The 19,410-nt window shown below is 39.6% G+C and carries 13 protein-coding genes and 1 rRNA gene; 5 read left to right on the top strand and 9 right to left on the bottom strand.

The features are described 5' to 3' along the window. Positions 1–19: 19 nt before the first annotated feature. Together M992_RS04960 and M992_RS04955 are read right to left on the bottom strand one after the other, a co-directional pair. Positions 20–1,321 carry an NAD(P)/FAD-dependent oxidoreductase gene (locus M992_RS04960; protein ID WP_053907602.1) on the bottom strand — a complete coding sequence of 434 codons (1,302 nt, stop codon included), beginning with the start codon at positions 1,319–1,321 and terminating at the stop codon, positions 20–22. 369 nt (positions 1,322–1,690) lie between these two features. Beyond that, on the bottom strand, positions 1,691–2,446 hold the full coding sequence (locus M992_RS04955; protein WP_053907601.1) for a helix-turn-helix transcriptional regulator: 756 nt from the start codon (positions 2,444–2,446) through the stop codon (positions 1,691–1,693). A 288-nt stretch (positions 2,447–2,734) separates the two neighbouring features. On the opposite strand from M992_RS04955, the gene uriH reads away from it, so the two are divergent. Further along, positions 2,735–3,676, top strand: a complete 942-nt coding sequence (gene uriH, locus M992_RS04950; RefSeq protein ID WP_053907600.1) for a uridine-preferring nucleoside hydrolase UriH — start codon at positions 2,735–2,737, stop codon at positions 3,674–3,676. Positions 3,677–3,751: 75 nt separating this feature from the next. Here the strand turns inward: uriH and M992_RS04945 are convergent, their stop codons facing one another. Continuing rightward, positions 3,752–4,741, bottom strand: a complete 990-nt coding sequence (locus tag M992_RS04945; protein WP_053907599.1) for a glycosyltransferase — start codon at positions 4,739–4,741, stop codon at positions 3,752–3,754. 216 nt (positions 4,742–4,957) lie between these two features. On the opposite strand from M992_RS04945, the gene M992_RS04940 reads away from it, so the two are divergent. After that, the gene (locus M992_RS04940; RefSeq protein ID WP_053907598.1) at positions 4,958–5,884 is read left to right on the top strand and encodes a DUF808 domain-containing protein; all 927 of its coding nucleotides are present in this window, start codon (positions 4,958–4,960) and stop codon (positions 5,882–5,884) included. A 178-nt stretch (positions 5,885–6,062) separates the two neighbouring features. On the opposite strand, the gene narI is transcribed toward M992_RS04940, so the two are convergent. From narI to M992_RS04915, 5 genes are all read right to left on the bottom strand, one after another. Further along, positions 6,063–6,740 carry a respiratory nitrate reductase subunit gamma gene (narI, locus tag M992_RS04935; protein ID WP_047255895.1) on the bottom strand — a complete coding sequence of 226 codons (678 nt, stop codon included), beginning with the start codon at positions 6,738–6,740 and terminating at the stop codon, positions 6,063–6,065. Continuing rightward, positions 6,737–7,459, bottom strand: coding sequence for a nitrate reductase molybdenum cofactor assembly chaperone (gene narJ, locus M992_RS04930; protein WP_053907597.1), 723 nt, complete (start codon positions 7,457–7,459; stop codon positions 6,737–6,739). The genes narI and narJ overlap by 4 nt, the downstream gene beginning before the upstream one ends. After that, positions 7,456–9,009 (bottom strand): nitrate reductase subunit beta, encoded by a 1,554-nt coding sequence (gene narH / locus M992_RS04925; protein WP_047255897.1) that lies wholly within the window; start codon positions 9,007–9,009, stop codon positions 7,456–7,458. The genes narJ and narH overlap by 4 nt, the downstream gene beginning before the upstream one ends. After that, positions 9,009–12,773 carry a nitrate reductase subunit alpha gene (locus tag M992_RS04920; protein WP_053907596.1) on the bottom strand — a complete coding sequence of 1,255 codons (3,765 nt, stop codon included), beginning with the start codon at positions 12,771–12,773 and terminating at the stop codon, positions 9,009–9,011. Before M992_RS04920 ends, narH begins: the two co-directional genes overlap by 1 nt. A gap of 79 nt (positions 12,774–12,852) precedes the next feature. Further along, positions 12,853–14,247: a NarK family nitrate/nitrite MFS transporter gene (locus tag M992_RS04915; protein WP_053907595.1), complete on the bottom strand. Its 1,395-nt coding sequence runs from the start codon at positions 14,245–14,247 to the stop codon at positions 12,853–12,855. Positions 14,248–14,637: 390 nt separating this feature from the next. Here M992_RS04915 and narX point away from each other — a divergent pair, with 390 nt between their 5' ends. From narX to idi, 3 genes are all read left to right on the top strand, one after another. After that, on the top strand, positions 14,638–16,446 hold the full coding sequence (narX, locus tag M992_RS04910) for a nitrate/nitrite two-component system sensor histidine kinase NarX (RefSeq protein ID WP_053907594.1): 1,809 nt from the start codon (positions 14,638–14,640) through the stop codon (positions 16,444–16,446). 2 nt (positions 16,447–16,448) lie between these two features. After that, complete coding sequence (gene narL, locus M992_RS04905) at positions 16,449–17,108, top strand: two-component system response regulator NarL (protein WP_053907592.1); 660 nt, start codon at positions 16,449–16,451, stop codon at positions 17,106–17,108. Between the two features lie 322 nt (positions 17,109–17,430). Next, positions 17,431–17,982: an isopentenyl-diphosphate Delta-isomerase gene (gene idi, locus M992_RS04900; protein WP_053907590.1), complete on the top strand. Its 552-nt coding sequence runs from the start codon at positions 17,431–17,433 to the stop codon at positions 17,980–17,982. Positions 17,983–19,242: 1,260 nt separating this feature from the next. Here the strand turns inward: idi and rrf are convergent. Next, positions 19,243–19,358 (bottom strand): 5S ribosomal RNA (gene rrf, locus M992_RS04890). Positions 19,359–19,410 lie beyond the last annotated feature (52 nt).

The following is a 19,410-nucleotide window of genomic DNA, read 5'->3' as shown; positions in this document are numbered from 1 at the left end:
TTAAGTTAGGGAGAATTAATTAACGACGCCCTTGCCAATAGCCCGAGGTTTGGTGCCAAATTTTACCAAGGGAGACAATCACATTGCGTAAACTATCTTTACCAAGAATAGTGGCATGGGGAATAGAACTCATCAGCTCATAACGCGGTGATCCTTCAGCCATCCCTTCAGCAAGAACTTTGCAGACAATATGGCTAGGGGTTACGCCAAAACCGGAATATCCCTGCACAAAAAATACATTTTTATGCTGAGGTAATGAGCCAATTTGTGGAAATAAGTTTGCGCTACAGCACATCGGTCCCCCCCAGGCTAATTCAATTTTTACATCGTTGAGATAGGGGAAAACTTTTAGCATTAAGTTACGATTCCAAGCTTTAAGATCCGCCGGAATATACTCTAAAAAGCCGGTTGCACTGCCAAATAATAAACGGTTTTCTCGGGTGACTCGGTAATAATCGATCACCGGGCGAATATCACTGTATGCACCACGGATCGGGCTGATCTGATTGATTAGATCATCGGATAACTCTTCGGTCATCATTTGGAATGCATAGGTATTAATGGTCTTACTGTAGAGCGCTGGCTCTAAGCCATCGAGGAAGGCATTGCACGCCCAAAGCATTTTTGTCGCACGAACTGATCCCATTGCCGTGTGAACTGTGACTCTATCGCCATAATCGACTTTCAGTACTTGGCTATTTTCAAAGATTTTAGCTCCGTACTCGCTAACGGCTTTTGCTTCACCTAACAATAGGTTTAATGAATGGACATGCCCACCCCCCATATGCTTTATTGCACTGGTATAGGCATCGGAGCCAATCACTTTCCTCACTTCTGAGCCGGTATAAAACTCAATATCTTCGTCTGGCGTGATAGCTTGAAACTCTTTTATCCAGCTGCGTAAAGTTTTTTCTTGCCGTTGATTACTGCCCAGATAAGCATAGCCATGACAAAAATCAGCATCAATATTGTATTTTGCGATACGCTCACGAATAATTGCAGCACCCATATTACTGATTTTAAATATGGTTTCTAAACCATCTGCACCAACGTGTTTTTTGATCACGTCGAGATCATGACCGATCCCTGCCATGACTTGCCCACCATTACGCCCTGTTCCCCCGTAACCGAGATAACGACCTTCCAAAATAGCAATATTGGTGATGCCCTTTTCGCACAGCTCTAATGCGGTGTTGATCCCTGAGAACCCGCCACCAATGATCACAACATCAACATCTAGATCCTCAGTTAACGTCGGGAAGCGTAAATCATATTTTTTCGTTGCCGAGTAATAGGTTAATGATTCAACTTGATTATTCATTTGGATACCCTGTTAGTATCTTGTCATAACCTTGATTATCTTCACCTAGGATTAACTTTTATATGTCCCTTTAGGTACATTATAAACATTTATTTAACATTTGTGATGGATATAGAAAAATGAACAAAAATATAACCATGATCTAAAATTAATTTAATCATTGTTTATCAAACTATTAGACTGATATTTAGTGATATATCGGCATAATAATGCAGCATAATTCATCGTATAAACCAGCAAAAAATGCTTGATCTTTATTATTTATTTTTAATATTTTAATTATTTGATTTACATGAATAAATAATATTTATCATCTTAAAATATTGGTATTAAGTTAAAAACTAATTAATCGGCTTAATTTATAATAAATTATAGATTTTTTAAGCTCATTAATAAGTTAAACAATTCAGCTTGAGAGTTAATATTTAGTTTTTGATAAATATTTTTACGATGGTTTTTTACCGTACCCGGACTAATAAATAACGCTTGTGCAATATACGGCGTTCCTTTACCTGCTAAAATGAGTTCAACCACCTCATACTCTCTTGGGGTTAAACTAAAATGACGCCGAACATTTGACTGAATAGAAGGAGTTGAAGGCTCGGCAACAGTGGCTATTTGTATTTGACGATGTAATCGTGCGACGCTAGAAATAATCTCAATAGCCTCTTTAAACTGGGTTTGGCGCTGTTTTTCTAGCCTAAATTGCTGCTCTTCATTACCAAAAAATAGCCCTATTCGTTTATCTGGTGACAACTCAATCAATAACCCAGCTTCATCTTGCCAACCGGTTTTCCGATAAAAATTCAGATAATAATCAGTATGATAAAATCCATTTGGTGCAAGATCTTTCAAAGTAAGTAGTTGATTATCGCCACCTTTAATTAATTGCTGATAAAATGGATCCATTAAATATGCGCCTTGCTGGTAGATCCGATTCAAGGCGTCACTATTTCGACGTTCCACTTTGATTAAACAGTGTGGCGGTGTGTCGTTTTCAAACGCGTAAATAATGGCATTATCAAACAGAATGAAATCACTGAGCCAAGTTAATAGGTTAGGATAAAAATTATCGGTTGCGACAGCATCGATTACTTGCGGTAATCTCTCTCTGTATCCTTCCATTTGGCCCCCATGAATTATTTCATTTCAATATTAATAAATCCTATTTTATATCTGTGGCTAAAATTTAAACCTGTCTATAAAAAACACATTCAGCTAAGAAGCTCAATTCTTATGTTATTAATATGTTAATTAAATCACACTATCATGAATACTATTCTGAATACTATCTTGCAAAAGTAGAGAGAACCTATTAACAGAGACTAAAATTGAGCGGCATAAATCGCTTTTAGCTCACAGGAAATTTATACCAAATCACATATGATTGAATATATTTAATTAGGAGGAACTATGACACAACAGAAGATCATTCTTGACTGCGATCCAGGGCATGACGATGCAATGGCTATTTTACTGGCACTGGGGCATCCAGATATTGATTTACTGGCAATTACAACAGTTGTCGGTAATCAAACACTGGAAAAAGTCACCCATAATGCGCGCGCTATAGCCCAATTTGCGGGCATGAAAAATAGACCCATCGCCGCCGGCTGTCATCGTCCTTTAATCAGATCAATTCAAAATGCCGCACAAGTTCATGGAATTAGCGGGCTAGATGGAACCCATTTACCTGAACCTACCTTAGCTTTGGATAATCGCCATGCTGTTGATTTAATTATTGAAACATTAAAATCACATCCAGCAAAAACCATTACATTGGTTCCCATTGGAGGGCTAACCAATATTGCCCTTGCCGTAAGAAAAGCTCCAGAAATTGTAGAGTTGGTCAAAGAAGTGGTTTTGATGGGCGGTGGTTACCATATAGGTAATCAGTCTGCGGTCGCTGAATTCAATATTCGTATTGATCCCGAAGCTGCTCATATTGTATTTAACGAGAAATGGCCATTAACCATGGTGGGGTTAGATTTAACCCATCAAGCCAAACCAACCGCACAAATTATGGCTGATATTGCAGCATTAAATACACCGATTAGCCAGTTTGTTACTGACTCCATGAATTATTACACTGCCGGTTACCGCCAACGTAATCAAGCTACAGATTACGCTCCGGTTAATGATCCTTGTGCCGTGGCTTATGTGATAGATAAAACGTTAATAACCACTCAACGAGTACCGATAAATATCGAACTTCAGGGGCAATTAACCTGTGGAATGACTGTTGCTGATTTTCGTCATCCTGCGCCGCAGGACTGCCATACTCAAGTTGCCGTCAGCTTGGATAATCCGCGTTTATGGCAATTATTTATAAACGCATTAAAAAATCTGGCTTAATTTGCCTATAAATAGCGATACCGAACAGCCAGTAAAATATAGTCTCTAGCTGTTCGAATAACGTTAACTTGTTTATTAATTATTAATTATTTTCTTTAATGGTAAATAGCGACGAATCAAACGCCAACGTAGCTTTAAGCTAGTGGCATTGCGCCACACAATATCCCAATAACCATTATCTAAAAATTTTCTCGCCATCTGCCGCTTTAACTCGGGGGATTCAATCGACATAATCGCAAGGATCACCCCTAATCCTTCTTTGCCGATTTGCCACAAACAGGCGGGTGCTTGTTTAACTTGATCAGGATAACGCTGATAAATAGCCATTAACATATCTATAATTTTCAAATAGGTATTTATTTTTCGTACCTGTCGTTCATCCCCTTGCAGCGAATGGGATACCGATTGATTATGGACTAAATAATCGTAAAATGTCTCATTAGTAAACTGTACGCGTTGCGCGGCTAATAGTACTTCAGTAGTCCAAGGAATATCCTGATGATGCAGTTTTGGCTCAAAAGCAAATTGATGGGCTCTCAAAAAATCTAGACCATAGACATTCAGCCAAGCAACATGCAAAAATTTACGCGAACTTAATCCGATTTGTAGCCATTCAGCACCAGAAATCACCCCCGTCGAAGGAACTCGGTTAGGAGGGAAAATTGTTTTTTTCGGCGAACCATCAGTATAAATGTAGGTACCATTACAGGTTGCGACATCTAATTTATTGGTCTCAACCATTTCTAATAAACGCTTATACATCCCTGGATGGATAACATCATCGATATCAGGAAAAGTAATATAATGCCCTGTCGCAGCAGCCATACCGCGATTACGGGTTACAGAAACGCCTTGATTCTCATGCTCTAGGATCTTAATACTTGGAAATTTATTTTGATATTGACGGATTAATGCCGCACTGTCATCCGTTGACCCATCATTAACTAAAATAAGCTCCCAGTTATCCAGCTGTTGCGCTAATAAGCTATCAAAAAACTGGGGGAGAAATTTACCGCCGTTATAAACAGCAGCAACAATACTCAATATAGGTCGAGAAGAGTGCATATTTAAACCTTATAAAATTCAGCTTAACTTAATAATAAAAATAATTAATCAAAATATCACACTGCTCATTAGAATAAAGACGAAAATAAACCTCATATACTTTGTATTTATATATTCAAATATATTAAAAATATTAATATTTAAATATCACTGTTTACTGGCTAATTTTTTTATTATTATTTCAATCAATATTCAATCTTACACCAAGGAAATAACGTGGCTGGGAGTAGCTTATTAGCCTTATTAGATGATATCGCCGCAGTATTAGATGATGTCGCATTGATGACCAAAGTTGCCGCTAAAAAAACTTCAGGCGTTTTAGGCGATGATCTGGCACTGAATGCTCAGCAAGTCACCGGAGTACGAGCAGACAGAGAGATCCCTGTCGTTTGGGCAGTCGCAAAAGGATCGTTTCGTAATAAATTGATCTTAGTCCCACTCGCGCTGTTGATCAGCGCATTTGCGCCTTGGGCAGTTACTCCGCTATTAATGTTGGGGGGAGCATTCTTATGTTTTGAAGGTGCTGAAAAACTGGTACATAAATATTTGCATCGAAAAGAAAGTCATAGTAATGAAGATATTACGCCAGTAATGACGGCTGAAGAAATTTCCGCCTATGAACAACAAAAAATCAAAGGTGCTATTCGTACCGATTTTGTTCTCTCGGCAGAAATCATTGCACTAACTCTGGGGATAGTTGCAGGAGCAACATTACTGAATCAAGTCGTGGTGTTATCTATCATTGCCATTGTGATGACTATTGGTGTATATGGTCTAGTCGCGGGGATCGTTAAACTTGACGATCTGGGATTTTATTTGCAAAAAACAGCATCGAAGCTGCTGAGAAAAATCGGCGATGGTTTAATCAGCGCCACTCCTTACTTAATGAAAACACTGTCTGTCGTCGGAACTGCAGCCATGTTTATGGTGGGGGGCGGGATTCTAACCCATGGTATTAGCCTGCTGCATGAGCCGATTGAATCTCTGACTACCCGCGCAAGTTCAGTGCCGGTAATTGGTCATATTTTACCCCTTATTACTCCGACACTGCTTAATATGCTTGCCGGTGTTATTGCTGGTTTACTGCTGGTTGGAGTGATCACCATATTTAGTCGCTTCAAAAAACAGCCTAACAATGCGTAATGTATGCAACATATTTATAAGGCTATATCAACGTAAAAAAAACCCATCTCATAAGAGATGGGGGCTTTAAGCGCAGCAATAATTGTAAATCGTTCTGCTGGAGAACGGGGATAACTGTCAATATCCCCGGGTTCCGCTGATGTTTAACTAAATTTAACTGGATTGCTAACAATATCAACTAGTGGCGATTCCTTACTAGCTGATAACGGCGTGTTAAATATTCGATTGGTGCACTCCAGATATGTACCAAACGGCAGAATGGAAACAGCAAAAACAGCGTCATTCCTAAAACTAAATGCAACTTAAAGATTAATGCAACACCTTCAAGATGGGCAGCCGCGCCCCAGTGGAAAGTAACGATGGATTGCGCCCAATCCACCAGTTTTAACATTTCGCTGCCGTCCATATGTTGCGCGGAAAATGGAATAGTCAGTAAACCTAAACACACTTGCACCACCAGCAACGTCAAAATAAGAATATCTCCGAAACTGGAGGTTGCTCTCACTCGCGGATTGGTTAAACGGCGTTTAAGTAACATTGCCCCGCCAATCAACATTAATACGCCACAGATCCCACCGCCAATCATCGCCATCAATTGTTTAATATGCATTGGTAGGAAAGATTCATACATCCAATGAGGTGTTAACATGCCTAAGAAATGCCCGGCAAATACCCCAATAATCCCGATGTGGAATAAATTAGAGGCCAAACGCATGCCTTTTTTATCCAACATTTGGCTAGATCCTGCACGCCAAGAGTATTGCCCATAGTCGTACCTTAGCCAACTACCGACCAAAAATACCGTACCGGCAATGTACGGATAGATATCAAAAAAGAATTGATTGATATAATTCATTTGCTCACTCCTGATGTTAAATCAGAATCCAAATCGAGATATTGTGGCACTACCGCGCCAGCAAAGCGGCGCTGATGACGCGAGATATCACTATCACAGGTTTTATCATCGGCAAAAAATTTAACCTGTTCTTCTTCCCACACTGCATCCAGCGCTTCGGGCGTGTCGTCGCGAGCTTCTTTCGCAACCTGTTCACTGAGCTGTTGGGTCTCTAATTCACTGTTTGATAGCACTAATAACAACTCAAACAACTTAGCAAAGCGGCTTTCACGTTGCTTTAAACGCTCCCCAACTAAGGCAAGAATAGGGGCAATATTGAGCAGCCCTTCTTGTCGCTCTTTGGCTGGCAGTGTAGTTAGATATTCCAAATATAGCGGTAAATGATCCGGCAATTCACGGCTATCAATTTGCAGTCCATTCTGTTGATATTGCGCCATTAAATCGACCATAGCCTGACCACGATCGCGAGATTCAGCATGTACGTGCTCAAATAACAGCAATGATGTTGCTCGGCCTTTATCAAATAATTCGCAATATTCAGCCTGTCTATCAAGCAAAGGTGCGCCAGTATAGTCACGCACAAACATCATTAATTGCACCGCTTGTGTAAACGGTAATTCATCGGCACGCTCTAGCGCCTCGATCAATTCATCACGATGCGCCCAAAGCTCCTCTGTAGGATATTCAAGTAAGCAAGAAATCACTTTTAGAGAGATCATAGTGAGTTCTCCTTTGAGTTTGTCGAAGCTGTTTTTGGTGTGATATCAATGGCATCAATTCGTTTGCTATTAAATAAATTGAATTTACTGTCACTGCCATGGCAGCCATCTCCAAAACTAAAACCGCAAGCTTTCGCTTCAGGGAAGGCTTCAGCAGCTAATTCCCGGTGACTAGAAGGGATCACAAAACGATCTTCATAGTTAGCAATCGCTAAATAACGGTACATTTCCTGCGCTTGGGCTTCAGTCAATCCCACTTGCTCTAGCGCTTGTAAATCTTGTTTTTTCTCGACGGTTTCCGCACGTTTATAATGGCGCATCGCCAACATACGTTTTAACGCTAATAACACGGGTGCGGTATCACCCGCTGTTAATAAATTAGCCAGATATTGCACCGGGATACGTAAACTTTCGACATCCGGTAACACTCCGTTATGCGCTAGCATTCCAGCATCTGCTACCGATTGGATCGGGGATAATGGCGGCACATACCAAACCATTGGTAGCGTGCGATATTCAGGATGCAAAGGTAACGCCAGTTTCCATTCCATCGCCATTTTATAGACCGGCGATTTCTGCGCGGCATCGATTACACTGAGCGGGATTCCATCTTTTTGAGCTTGCTCGATAACCGCAGGGTCATGCGGATTAAGAAAAATATCTAACTGACTTTGGTACAGATCTTTTTCATTCTCAACACTTGCCGCCTGCTCAATTTTATCGGCATCGTACAGTAATACGCCTAAATAACGGATACGCCCAACACAAGTTTCTGAGCATACGGTTGGCATACCTGATTCAATACGTGGATAACAGAAAATACATTTTTCTGATTTACCGCTTTTCCAATTGAAATAGATTTTTTTATACGGGCAGCCAGTCAAACACATCCGCCAGCCACGACATTTATCTTGATCAATCAAGACAATCCCGTCTTCAGAACGTTTATAAATGGCTCCACTCGGGCACGTAGCCACGCAAGCCGGATTTAAACAATGTTCACATAAACGCGGTAAATACATCATGAATGTATTTTCAAATTGCCCATACATCTCTTTCTGCATATTGGCAAAGTTCATATCGTGGGCGCGTTTTTCGAACTCACCGCCAAGATCGTCTTCCCAATTAGGCCCACCATTAATATTGCTCATACGCTGCCCTGTGATCAGCGAGCGAGGGCGAGCCGTCGGTACATTCTTACCTTCTGGGGCATTTTTCAGATGCCCATAGTCATAATCAAAAGGCTCATAATAGTCATCTAACGCAGGAACGTCTGGGTTAGCAAAAATTTTTGATAATACCCCGACTTTATTACCCATTTTAGGTACTAATTTGCCTTTAATATTACGGATCCAACCGCCTTTCCATTTTTCTTGGTCTTCCCAATTTAATGGATACCCGACACCTGGCTTAGTTTCTACATTATTAAACCAGGCATATTCAACACCTTCGCGGCTGGTCCATACATTTTTGCAGGTCACAGAACAAGTATGGCAACCAATACATTTATCTAAATTCAAGACCATGCCGACCTGAGAACGAATTTTCATTAGGCTTTCTCCTTCCCGCTCAGAGTCTGTTGATAACCATCTTGCTCACCATCGAGCCAATCAACTTGTTTCATTTTACGCACCACCACAAATTCATCACGGTTTGACCCGACCGTTCCATAATAATTAAAGCCATACGCTAACTGACCGTATCCGCCTATCATATGTGTCGGTTTTGGACAGACTCGTGTAACTGAGTTATGGATCCCACCGCGTTGCTGGGTAATTTCTGAGCCGGGTAAATTAATTAAACGTTCTTGGGCGTGATACATCATGATCATCCCATCAGGAATACGTTGGCTAACAATGGCTTTTGCCGTCAATGCACCATTCGCATTAAACGCTTCCACCCAATCATTGTCCTGAATGCCTAACTGATTCGCGTCGTCCTCACTAAGCCAAACCACAGGGCCGCCTCGGCCTAATGTCAGCATCAATAAGTTATCGCTATAAGTTGAGTGAATTCCCCATTTTTGATGCGGAGTCAAAAAGTTAAGCGCTTTCTCTGGGAAACCGTTCGGCTTAGCGCCCAATAACGGCTGTGCTGCGCGAGTATCAATCGGCGGACGATACACCACTAAACTCTCACCAAACGCGCGCATCCACTCATGATCTTGATACAATTGCTGACGGCCACTAATCGTGCGCCACGGGATCATTTCATGCACATTAGTGTAGCCTGCGCTATACGAGACATGTTCATCTTCTAAACCAGACCATGTTGGGCTCGAAATAATTTTACGCGGCTGCGCGACAATATCGCGGAAGCGAATTTTTTCATCTTCTTTATTGCGTGCTAAATGCGTGTGATCACGCCCCGTCACTTTACCCAGAGCTTCCCACGCTTTTACCGCCACCTGACCGTTAGTCTCCGGCGCTAATGATAAAATAACTTCAGCCGCATCAATCGCTGTCTCAATTTTAGGACGTCCCGCATTCGGACCACCTTCTGGCTGAACTTGATTTAAGCGTTTTAAAAATTCAACTTCATCTTGCGTATTCCAGCTAATTCCCTTACCGCCATTGCCCAATTTATCTAACAATGGACCTAAAGAGGTGAAACGTGCGTATATCGCGGGATAATCACGCTCAACCGTCAATATATGCGGTGCTGTTTTGCCCGGAATAAGCTCACACTGGCCTTTTTTCCAATCTTGAACATCATACGGTTGTGCCATTTCAGCCGCGCTATCATGTTGGATAGGCAAGGTCACCACATCGGTTTCTTTCCCTAAATGGCCGACGCTGACTTCTGAAAAGGCTTTCGCGATGCCCTTATAAATTTCCCAATCACTTTTAGATTCCCAGGCTGGATCAACGGCAGCAGACAGCGGATGAATAAATGGATGCATATCCGAAGTATTCATATCGTCTTTTTCATACCAAGTCGCGGTTGGTAACACTACATCAGAAAATAGGCAAGTACTGGACATACGGAAATCCAGTGTCACCACTAAATCAACTTTGCCTTTCGCGCCTTCATCCTGCCATTCCACTTCTTCTGGTTTAACCCAGCCTTGTCCGCCTAAATCTTTTCCTTGAATACCGTTCTCAGTACCTAGCAGATACTTCAGTAAATATTCATGCCCTTTACCTGCTGACCCCAAAAGATTAGAACGCCAAATAAATAGATTTCGTGGGAAATTTTGCGGATTATCAGGTTGTTCCGCAGCAAAGCGTAAACTACCGTCTTTTAAATGCTTAACCGTGTAATCGACCGCCGATAAACCTTCAGCTTCCGCTTGTTTAGCAATATTAAGCGGATTAGTGGCTAATTGCGGGGCAGAAGGAAGCCAGCCCATACGTTCAGCACGCACATTTAAATCAATTAAACTTGGGCTAAAACGGGTTTTATCCGCCAGCGGTGATAATAATTCTTGAGTATTTACCGTTTCATAGCGCCATTGACTGGAATGATTATAGAAAAATGACGTACTATTCATATGCCGTGGTGGGCGCTGCCAATCCAAACCGAAGGCCAGCGGTAACCAACCCGTTTGTGGGCGTAATTTCTCTTGGCCAACATAATGCGACCAACCGCCGCCGCTTTGTCCAACACAACCACAGAAAATCAACATATTGATAATCGCACGGTAGGTCATATCCATATGATACCAATGGTTAATACCCGCGCCGACAATCACCATAGAGCGGCCATGCGTTTTTTCTGCATTGTCCGCAAACTCACGCGCAATACGAATAATATTCTGGCGGCTTACCCCTGTGACTTGCTCTGCCCATGCCGGTGAGTAAGCCCTTACATCATCATAATCTTTCGCGCAGTTTTGATCGTCAAAACCACGATCAATACCGTAATTAGCCAGCATCAAATCATATACGCTGGTCACGAATGCTTGACTACCATCAGATAATTGAATTCGTTTAACTGGCAGTTTATGCAGCAGAACATCTTTTAGCTCAACATGATTAAAATGTTCGGTTTCAATTCCACCAAAATAAGGGAAGCCAACATCCAGCACATCATCATGTTTGCCCGCTAAGCTCAATTGCATTTTTAACGGTTGATTATTGGCAGCATCTCGCGGTTCTAAATCCCACTTGCCGCTGCCATCCCAACGGAATCCCATCGAGCCTTGTGGAATACACAATTCCCCATTATTTTCATCGATAGCTACCGTTTTCCACTCGGCATTTTGTTGCTCACCGAGAGCATCGGTCAGGTCAGAAGCCCGCAGCATACGGCCTGGTACATAATAGCCATCTTCACGTACGTCTAAGCGTACCAACATCGGCATATCGGTGTAAGTACGTACATACTCACGGAAATATTCAGCTTCACGTTTAACATGGAACTCATTCAAGATGACATGGCCCATTGCCATCGCCATCGCACTGTCCGTCCCTTGTTTCGGATTCAACCAATGGTCACATAACTTAGCAATTTCAGCGTAATCCGGAGTTACCGCAACAGTTTTGGTTCCTTTATAGCGAACTTCGGTAAAAAAGTGAGCATCCGGAGTTCGTGTCTGCGGAACATTAGATCCCCAAGCAATAATATAAGATGAGTTATACCAATCCGCAGATTCTGGAACGTCGGTTTGTTCGCCCCAAGTCATAGGTGAAGCAGGAGGTAAATCGCAATACCAATCATAAAAGCTAAGACAAGCACCACCAATTAAGGATAAATAACGGGCGCCGGCTGCATAAGAGACCATCGACATCGCAGGAATTGGCGAGAAACCGATAATACGGTCAGGGCCGAATTCTTTTGCAGTCGCCACATTTGCCGCAGCAATTAATTGGTTAACCTCTTGCCAGCTAGAACGGACAAATCCGCCACGGCCTCGCGCTTGTTTATAACTTTCAGCCTTTTGTGGATCATTAATAATCGAGAGCCACGCATTAACCGGATCTGAATGCTGAGCTATTGCTTCACGCCATAGCTTAAGTAAGCGCTTACGAACCATTGGATATTTAACCCGGTTAGCGCTATATAAATACCATGAATAGCTCGCTCCACGCGGGCAACCACGTGGTTCATGATCAGGCAAATCAGGGCGGGTACGCGGGTAATCGGTCTGCTGAGTTTCCCAAGTGACTAGCCCATTTTTAACGTAAATTTTCCAGCTGCATGAGCCGGTACAGTTCACACCGTGAGTAGAACGTACGACTTTATCGTGCTGCCAACGGCTACGATAGCCATCTTCCCAATCGCGGTTGACGTTCAATTCTTGACCGTGCTCACCGGCAAAGGTTTCGCCTAATTGCTTAAAATAGCGAAATCTATCTAAAAACTTGCTCATTCGGATTGCCTCCTGAGGACACTGGCGCTGCCAATGCCGTACATTGCTTAATAAAGGTTATCTTTATATTTTGAATTTATTATTTACTTTTACGTCCGTAGATTAGCCAAGTGACCAAGACACAAACGATATAAAATACGAAGAAGATTTTCATTGCTCCAGCAGGTGAGCCGGTTAATGCCAATGATGTTCCAAAAGCTTTAGGGATAAAGAAACCGCCCATTGCGCCAATAGCAGAGATAAACCCTAAGGCAGCGGCACTTTCTGTTACTGATTTTGTTTGTGCTTCATCATCACTGCCACCTTGAGCTTTAACGCGATCTACGGTTATTTTCCGAAATACCACTGCAATCATTTGGAAAGTAGAACCGCTGCCTAATCCTGCAGTTAAAAACAGCACCATGAACACCGCATAAAAGGCAATAAAAGAGCCACCAAGACCATGAACAGGCAAGGTTAAAAACAATAAACCGGAGAAAATAGCCATCACTATAAAGTTAATTAAAGTTACTTTTACCCCGCCAAAACGGTCAGACAACATGCCGCCAAGTGGGCGAGCTAATGCCCCGAGAAATGGACCAAAAAAGGCAAATTTGAGAATAACAATGTCAGGAAATTGGGTTTTAGACAGCATAGCGAATCCAGCAGAGAACCCAATAAATGAGCCAAATGTCGCCAAATACAGCAAGCTAAGTATCCATAAGTGCCCACGTTTTAATACTGGCAACTGCTCTTTTAGTGACGCCTTATTGGCCGCAAGATCGTTCATGCCAAACCACGCCATAACAGTAAAAAACAGTAAAAAAGGCACCCAAATCCAAGCCGCATTTTCTAACCACAGCGAGCTGCCATCATCCTGTACAACGCCTTCGCCACCAAAGATGCTAAATACACCGACGCCAATGATAAAAGGAGCGACCAACTGCATGACACTGACGCCTAAATTTCCTAAGCCACCATTCAGGCCCAAAGCGCCGCCTTGATGTGCTTTAGGAAAGAAAAAGCTGATATTCGCCATACTTGAAGCAAAATTAGCGCCAGCAAAACCACAAAGTAGCGAAATAATGACAAAGATACTGAAAGGTGTTGTCGTATCTTGAATAGCTAATCCAAGCCATACACAAGGAATAATAAGAAACACTGTGCTGATAGCCGTCCAGCGACGCCCACCAAAAATAGGAATAACAAACGAATAAGGCACACGCAAGATTGCGCCAGAAACAGAAGGTAAGGCCGTTAATAAAAATAACTGATCGGTGGTAAAATTAAAGCCGACTTTATTTAAATTCACCGCTACTGCACTAAAAAGCATCCAAACACAAAACGCTAATAACAAACATGGAATAGAGATCCATAAATTGCGGGTTGCAATTTTTTTTCCTGTTTGTAGCCAGAATTTATTATCTTCAGGATGCCAATCCTGAATAATACGTTCAGTTTTATTGCTATTATTAGATTTCGATAATTGACTCATTACTCACCCCAGTGGATAGTATTTCTGGGCTGAGTTTGTAGCTAATTAGAATTAACTTAGATGATCTAAATCAAGGGATATGTGGCTATTTTTTCGCCCTATTAATCGAATAATACTTTGGGAGCACCGAGGGGTAATATAGTTTATTCATTGATTTTAAAATTAAAAATAAAATTATAATCGATGATATCCTAATAAATAACCCTATTAATCGGATGGTTAGATATTTAGTATTAACCATAAAGTGGTATATTTAATTTATCTGATTAATTTAACAATATATCATGAGTCTAAGCGATTAGTATTTGATAAAACGACTTCTCTTTTAAGAGCCTACTTCACTCATGGAACCGTGATTTATAATATTACTGATAGCTAATAGGTTATAATATGATACCAAGATCTAAACGATTTTCTATTATTAATCAAGTCATTGGATTAATGCTATTGATTGCAATATTAGGAATTATCGGTATGACAATTTCTAACCGAATGATTATCAGTGTGCAAGGTAATGCGCATGCAATTAATAAATCAGGCTCATTAAGAATGCAAAGTTATCGTCTACTCTCTTTGCTCCCATTAAATAAAGCCTCAGAACCTTATCTTGAGGAATTAGAGCAGACACTAACCAGTGACGAATTATTGCAAGCAGTACAAGCAGAGAAACTTTCCGCACAATTTGCTGAGATAACTTATTACTGGAAAAATAGACTGAAACCGACATTAGAAATAGCTAAAAATCCTAATGAAGCTAAAAATGAAGTGATTGAATTTGTAAATAAATTAGATCATCTAGTATATAACATCGATGAAACTACGGAGAATAAATTTACCTACGTAGCGATGACGCAAATCATGTTTATCGCCTTAGTTTTTTTACTATTAATCTGCACTATCTGCCATTTAAGACGCAAATTTCTTTATCCATGGAATAGACTGCTTAATATTGTTAGCGCCATTGGACATAAAGATTTCAGCCAACGCTATCCCGTCACTGGTAAACAAGATGAATTAGATGCACTAGGTCTTACTTTAAATCAAATGTCTGATGAATTAGCCGAAAGTTATCATCAACTTGAAGCACGAGTAGAAGAAAAAACCGCCGACCTATGGCACAAAAATCAGCAGCTGTCTTTTTTATATAAATCTAATCAAATGCTGCATTCTCGTGAACCTATATGCGCTAAAATACAGAAAGTATTAATTGAGCTGCAAAAAATAACAGGTATAAAAAACTTACGTTTTCGTCTATATGAAGACAATAACGAAAAATATTATAACGAAATCTTTTGTTATAAAAATAAATCTCATCTAGATTGCCAACATAACAACTGCCAAATATGTCAGCAAAATATGGATTATAAGCCGCTTGTTAAGCCGGCTATTCTTAGCTGGGAACTGGCCGATAATATCCATCGCTATGGTGTAATTATTGGTGAAGTAACTTCAGATAATATGTTATCGCAAGAGCAAGATAATCTCGTGCTCATGTTGGTCAAACAAATCTCCGGCATGTTAGCGATGGAATATCAAATTGAGCAACAACAGCAATTATTATTAATGGATGAACGCTCGGCGATTGCTAGAGAATTACATGACTCAATCGCACAATCGCTTTCTTGTTTAAAAATGCAAATCAGCTATTTACAAATGCAAGCTAATACGCTGCCGGAAAATTGCCAAACATTATTAGGGGAAATGCGGCGAGAAATTAATTCAGCTTACAGCCAATTGCGGGAATTATTAACCACATTCCGTTTAAAACTTGCCGAACCAGGGTTATTACCATCGCTTGAAAATACCCTAAATGAATTTAATCAGCGACTCGGATTTATCATTGAACTCGATTATAATTTACCCGCAAAAAGTGTTTCATCTCATCAGGCGATACATATCATACAGATTATCCGAGAAGCATTAAGTAATATTCTCAAACATGCACATGCCAATTGGGCGGCTATTTCCTTATCTAAACAAGATAATAAAATCATTGTTATTATTAGTGATAACGGCGAAGGAATTGAACCAAATCCTGAAAAACAGAATCATTATGGGCTAATTATCATGAAAGAACGCGCTCAGAGCCTAAATGGTACATGTATTATTACCCCAAGGAAATTAGGGGGTACTGATGTTAGCCTGACTTTCCCGTTCACCCCGAAGACAATAAATACAAAAAGTGATGGAGTAAATTAATCATGGATAAGCAATGTAGCGATACACAACAAGCAACTATTTTGCTAATAGACGATCATCCAATGCTACGAAGCGGCGTTAGGCAACTAATTAGTTTGGCTCCTCAACTTAACGTTATCGGTGAAGCGGGTGATGGCGTTCAAGGTATTAAACTCGCTGAACAATATGATCCCGATTTAATTCTATTAGATCTTAATATGCCAGGTATGAATGGGCTTGAAACTTTAGATAATCTAAGAAGACGAGAGCTCTCTGGTAGAATTATTGTTTTTACTGTATCTAATTACGGCGATGACTTAATTAACGCATTAAAGCGCGGCGCCGATGGTTATTTACTGAAAGATATGGAGCCCGAAGATTTATTAGAAGCATTAAAACAAGCGGCGGCAGGAAAAATGGTCGTTAGCCCAACTTTAACCTCTATTCTAGCCACGTCATTACGTGAAGGTCGCAATAATGATGATAGTAATAATTTAGCCTCATTAACCCCTCGAGAAAGAGATATTTTAGATTTAATCGCACAAGGATTGGCCAATAAAATGATCGCACGTAAACTGGATATTACCGAAAGTACGGTTAAAGTTCACGTTAAACATCTATTAAAGAAACTAAACTTGAAATCACGTGTTGAAGCAGCTGTCTGGGTACACCAACAAAAATAATTCAAAATAAAACCTGATTGTTAATCATTTCTGATAATTAACAATCAGGTTTTAATAAAAATAACTTTATTTAATATAATAATAGTTAAAATTATTTTTACTATTATTATATTAATTGCTTTTAAATTCAGTCAAATAAATAATTATAAAAACAATAAATTACTATGAAATATTTTTTATTATTTTCCACATGTAATCAATTGAATGAAAATAAAGTTAAGCTACTCTGGATTAAATATAAAATAAATTACAGTTTATTTTATAATGCGTATATATTATAACGAACCATTAAAATAATATAACCAGAATATTAAGGTGAAAAATGGAAGATTTACTCATTTTAGTTGATAAGCATGATAAACCACGAGGGACGATGCCCAAAATGCAAGCCCATCAGTTAGGTGAGCTTCATCGCGCCTTTTCAATTTTCTTATTTAACCAACAAGGTCAATTGCTAATACAACAACGAGCTTTTCATAAATATCATTCAGCAGGGCAATGGGCAAATAGCTGTTGCAGCCATCCTAAGCCAACAGAGCTAACACTGGATGCCGCCAATCGTAGGCTAGGTGAAGAATTAAATATTACCAGCAATTTAATTCACATCGGCGAATTTATCTATCAATCTGAAGTAAATGGTGGATTAATAGAGCATGAATACGATCATATTTATATTGGCTTATTTGATGACTTAATTAGCCCTAATTTTCAAGAAGTTGCAGCAACGCGCTGGATCGATATTAAAAGCTTATATGATGAAATAAAAAATAATCCGCAAAATTATACTGAATGGCTGAAGATTATTTTAACTCATCATTCTGCTTCAACGATAGAGAATTGGTTTTCGCAATTACAAATCCCAATACAAATATAAATATTTCATTCATAATTAAAAAAATATACAAAATATTAATTCCCATAATTAAGGGAATTAATTATATTTTCATAAAGATACTGCAAGATAATTATACCAGTAATTATCCGGCTAATTCTTATGTGCTGGCCTTCCCATCCATATTACAAATTAGTAAATTCTGTTATCAAATCACAGTCTCAATAATACTCGTAATAATATTATGCTAGATAAAAACCTAAATGTTGCATTATGATTATCGTAGCCCAAATAGTCCCGATAATATTAGTAATATTTAAATCGGCAATATTAGAAACAGAACTGTGAACTGGCTCTAATATCGAAGGCAAATTAAAAATAATCTGTAGCTCCGAGTTTGTCATACTTATATAAATCTCTATATCAGCAATCATCGATCTTATTATTAAATGTTACGGATCACAATTAATCTAACAGATCCCAGTGTTAATATAATAATTGGAAATATTAACGTCGCTATTTGTATTAGCGAAATTATTCTAGCTCATAAATATTACTCAATTAATAGCTCATAACTGACAAATTTCATTCGCTTAGTCTAATCACTTGATACATAATGATTATTCTCAATATCCGTATGATCTGGAAAATGCGACTGTATTACTCGATAAGAACGCAACTAATTACCAACATAATAGAGACTTGGACGATAAAGAAATATTCTGATTACATCACCGAATAATCGGTTACGTGTAAAAACAAATGCTGGCCTGCTGCATGTATTTATCGAAAATTTAAAATATAATCAATCTATCTCAACATGATATTTGTGCGATACTTTATCAGTCTCTATTATCATCTCTTATTACCGTATTCTTTAATTGTCAGTATCTTGCCTAAAATTAAAATCATCTAAAGTAATAAAGCTATCATTTGCTACAAGATTAAAATTATTTTTATATTCCCAATTGATAAGATTACCAATAAAAAGACTAAATCTAGTATGTATTTTGTGATATTAGAAACCAGATAACTCAGGATATTAGTCTGTGAATTTTAGAGCTAATAATATACGAAAATTATATACAAACACAGTATATAGGGATTATATATAAAAGTTATATGTAGAGGTTATGTTCAGAGGATTATCGGTTGGGGAACTATGAAGAGTTGTGGGCAAGAGTCACATATAGAAGATCTGAAAGAAAATACACTTTATCCCTCTAACTAGTTGTTTATTTTTATCTTTTCTATCGACGCAAAAAAGCCACCCTATTGGGTGGCTTCTTCGTCTTTATTAAAGTCTGGCAGTTCCCTACTCTCACATGGGGAGACCCCACACTACCATCGGCGCTACGGCGTTTCACTTCTGAGTTCGGCATGGGGTCAGGTGGGACCACCGCGCTATCGCCGCCAGACATATTCTGTCTGTCAACATGATGTCACCTTTCGGCATTCATCACATTAACC

It is taken from the genome of Moellerella wisconsensis ATCC 35017, from assembly GCF_001294465.1.
Taxonomy (GTDB): domain Bacteria; phylum Pseudomonadota; class Gammaproteobacteria; order Enterobacterales; family Enterobacteriaceae; genus Moellerella; species Moellerella wisconsensis.
This window is presented reverse-complemented; position numbering and strand designations above follow the sequence as displayed.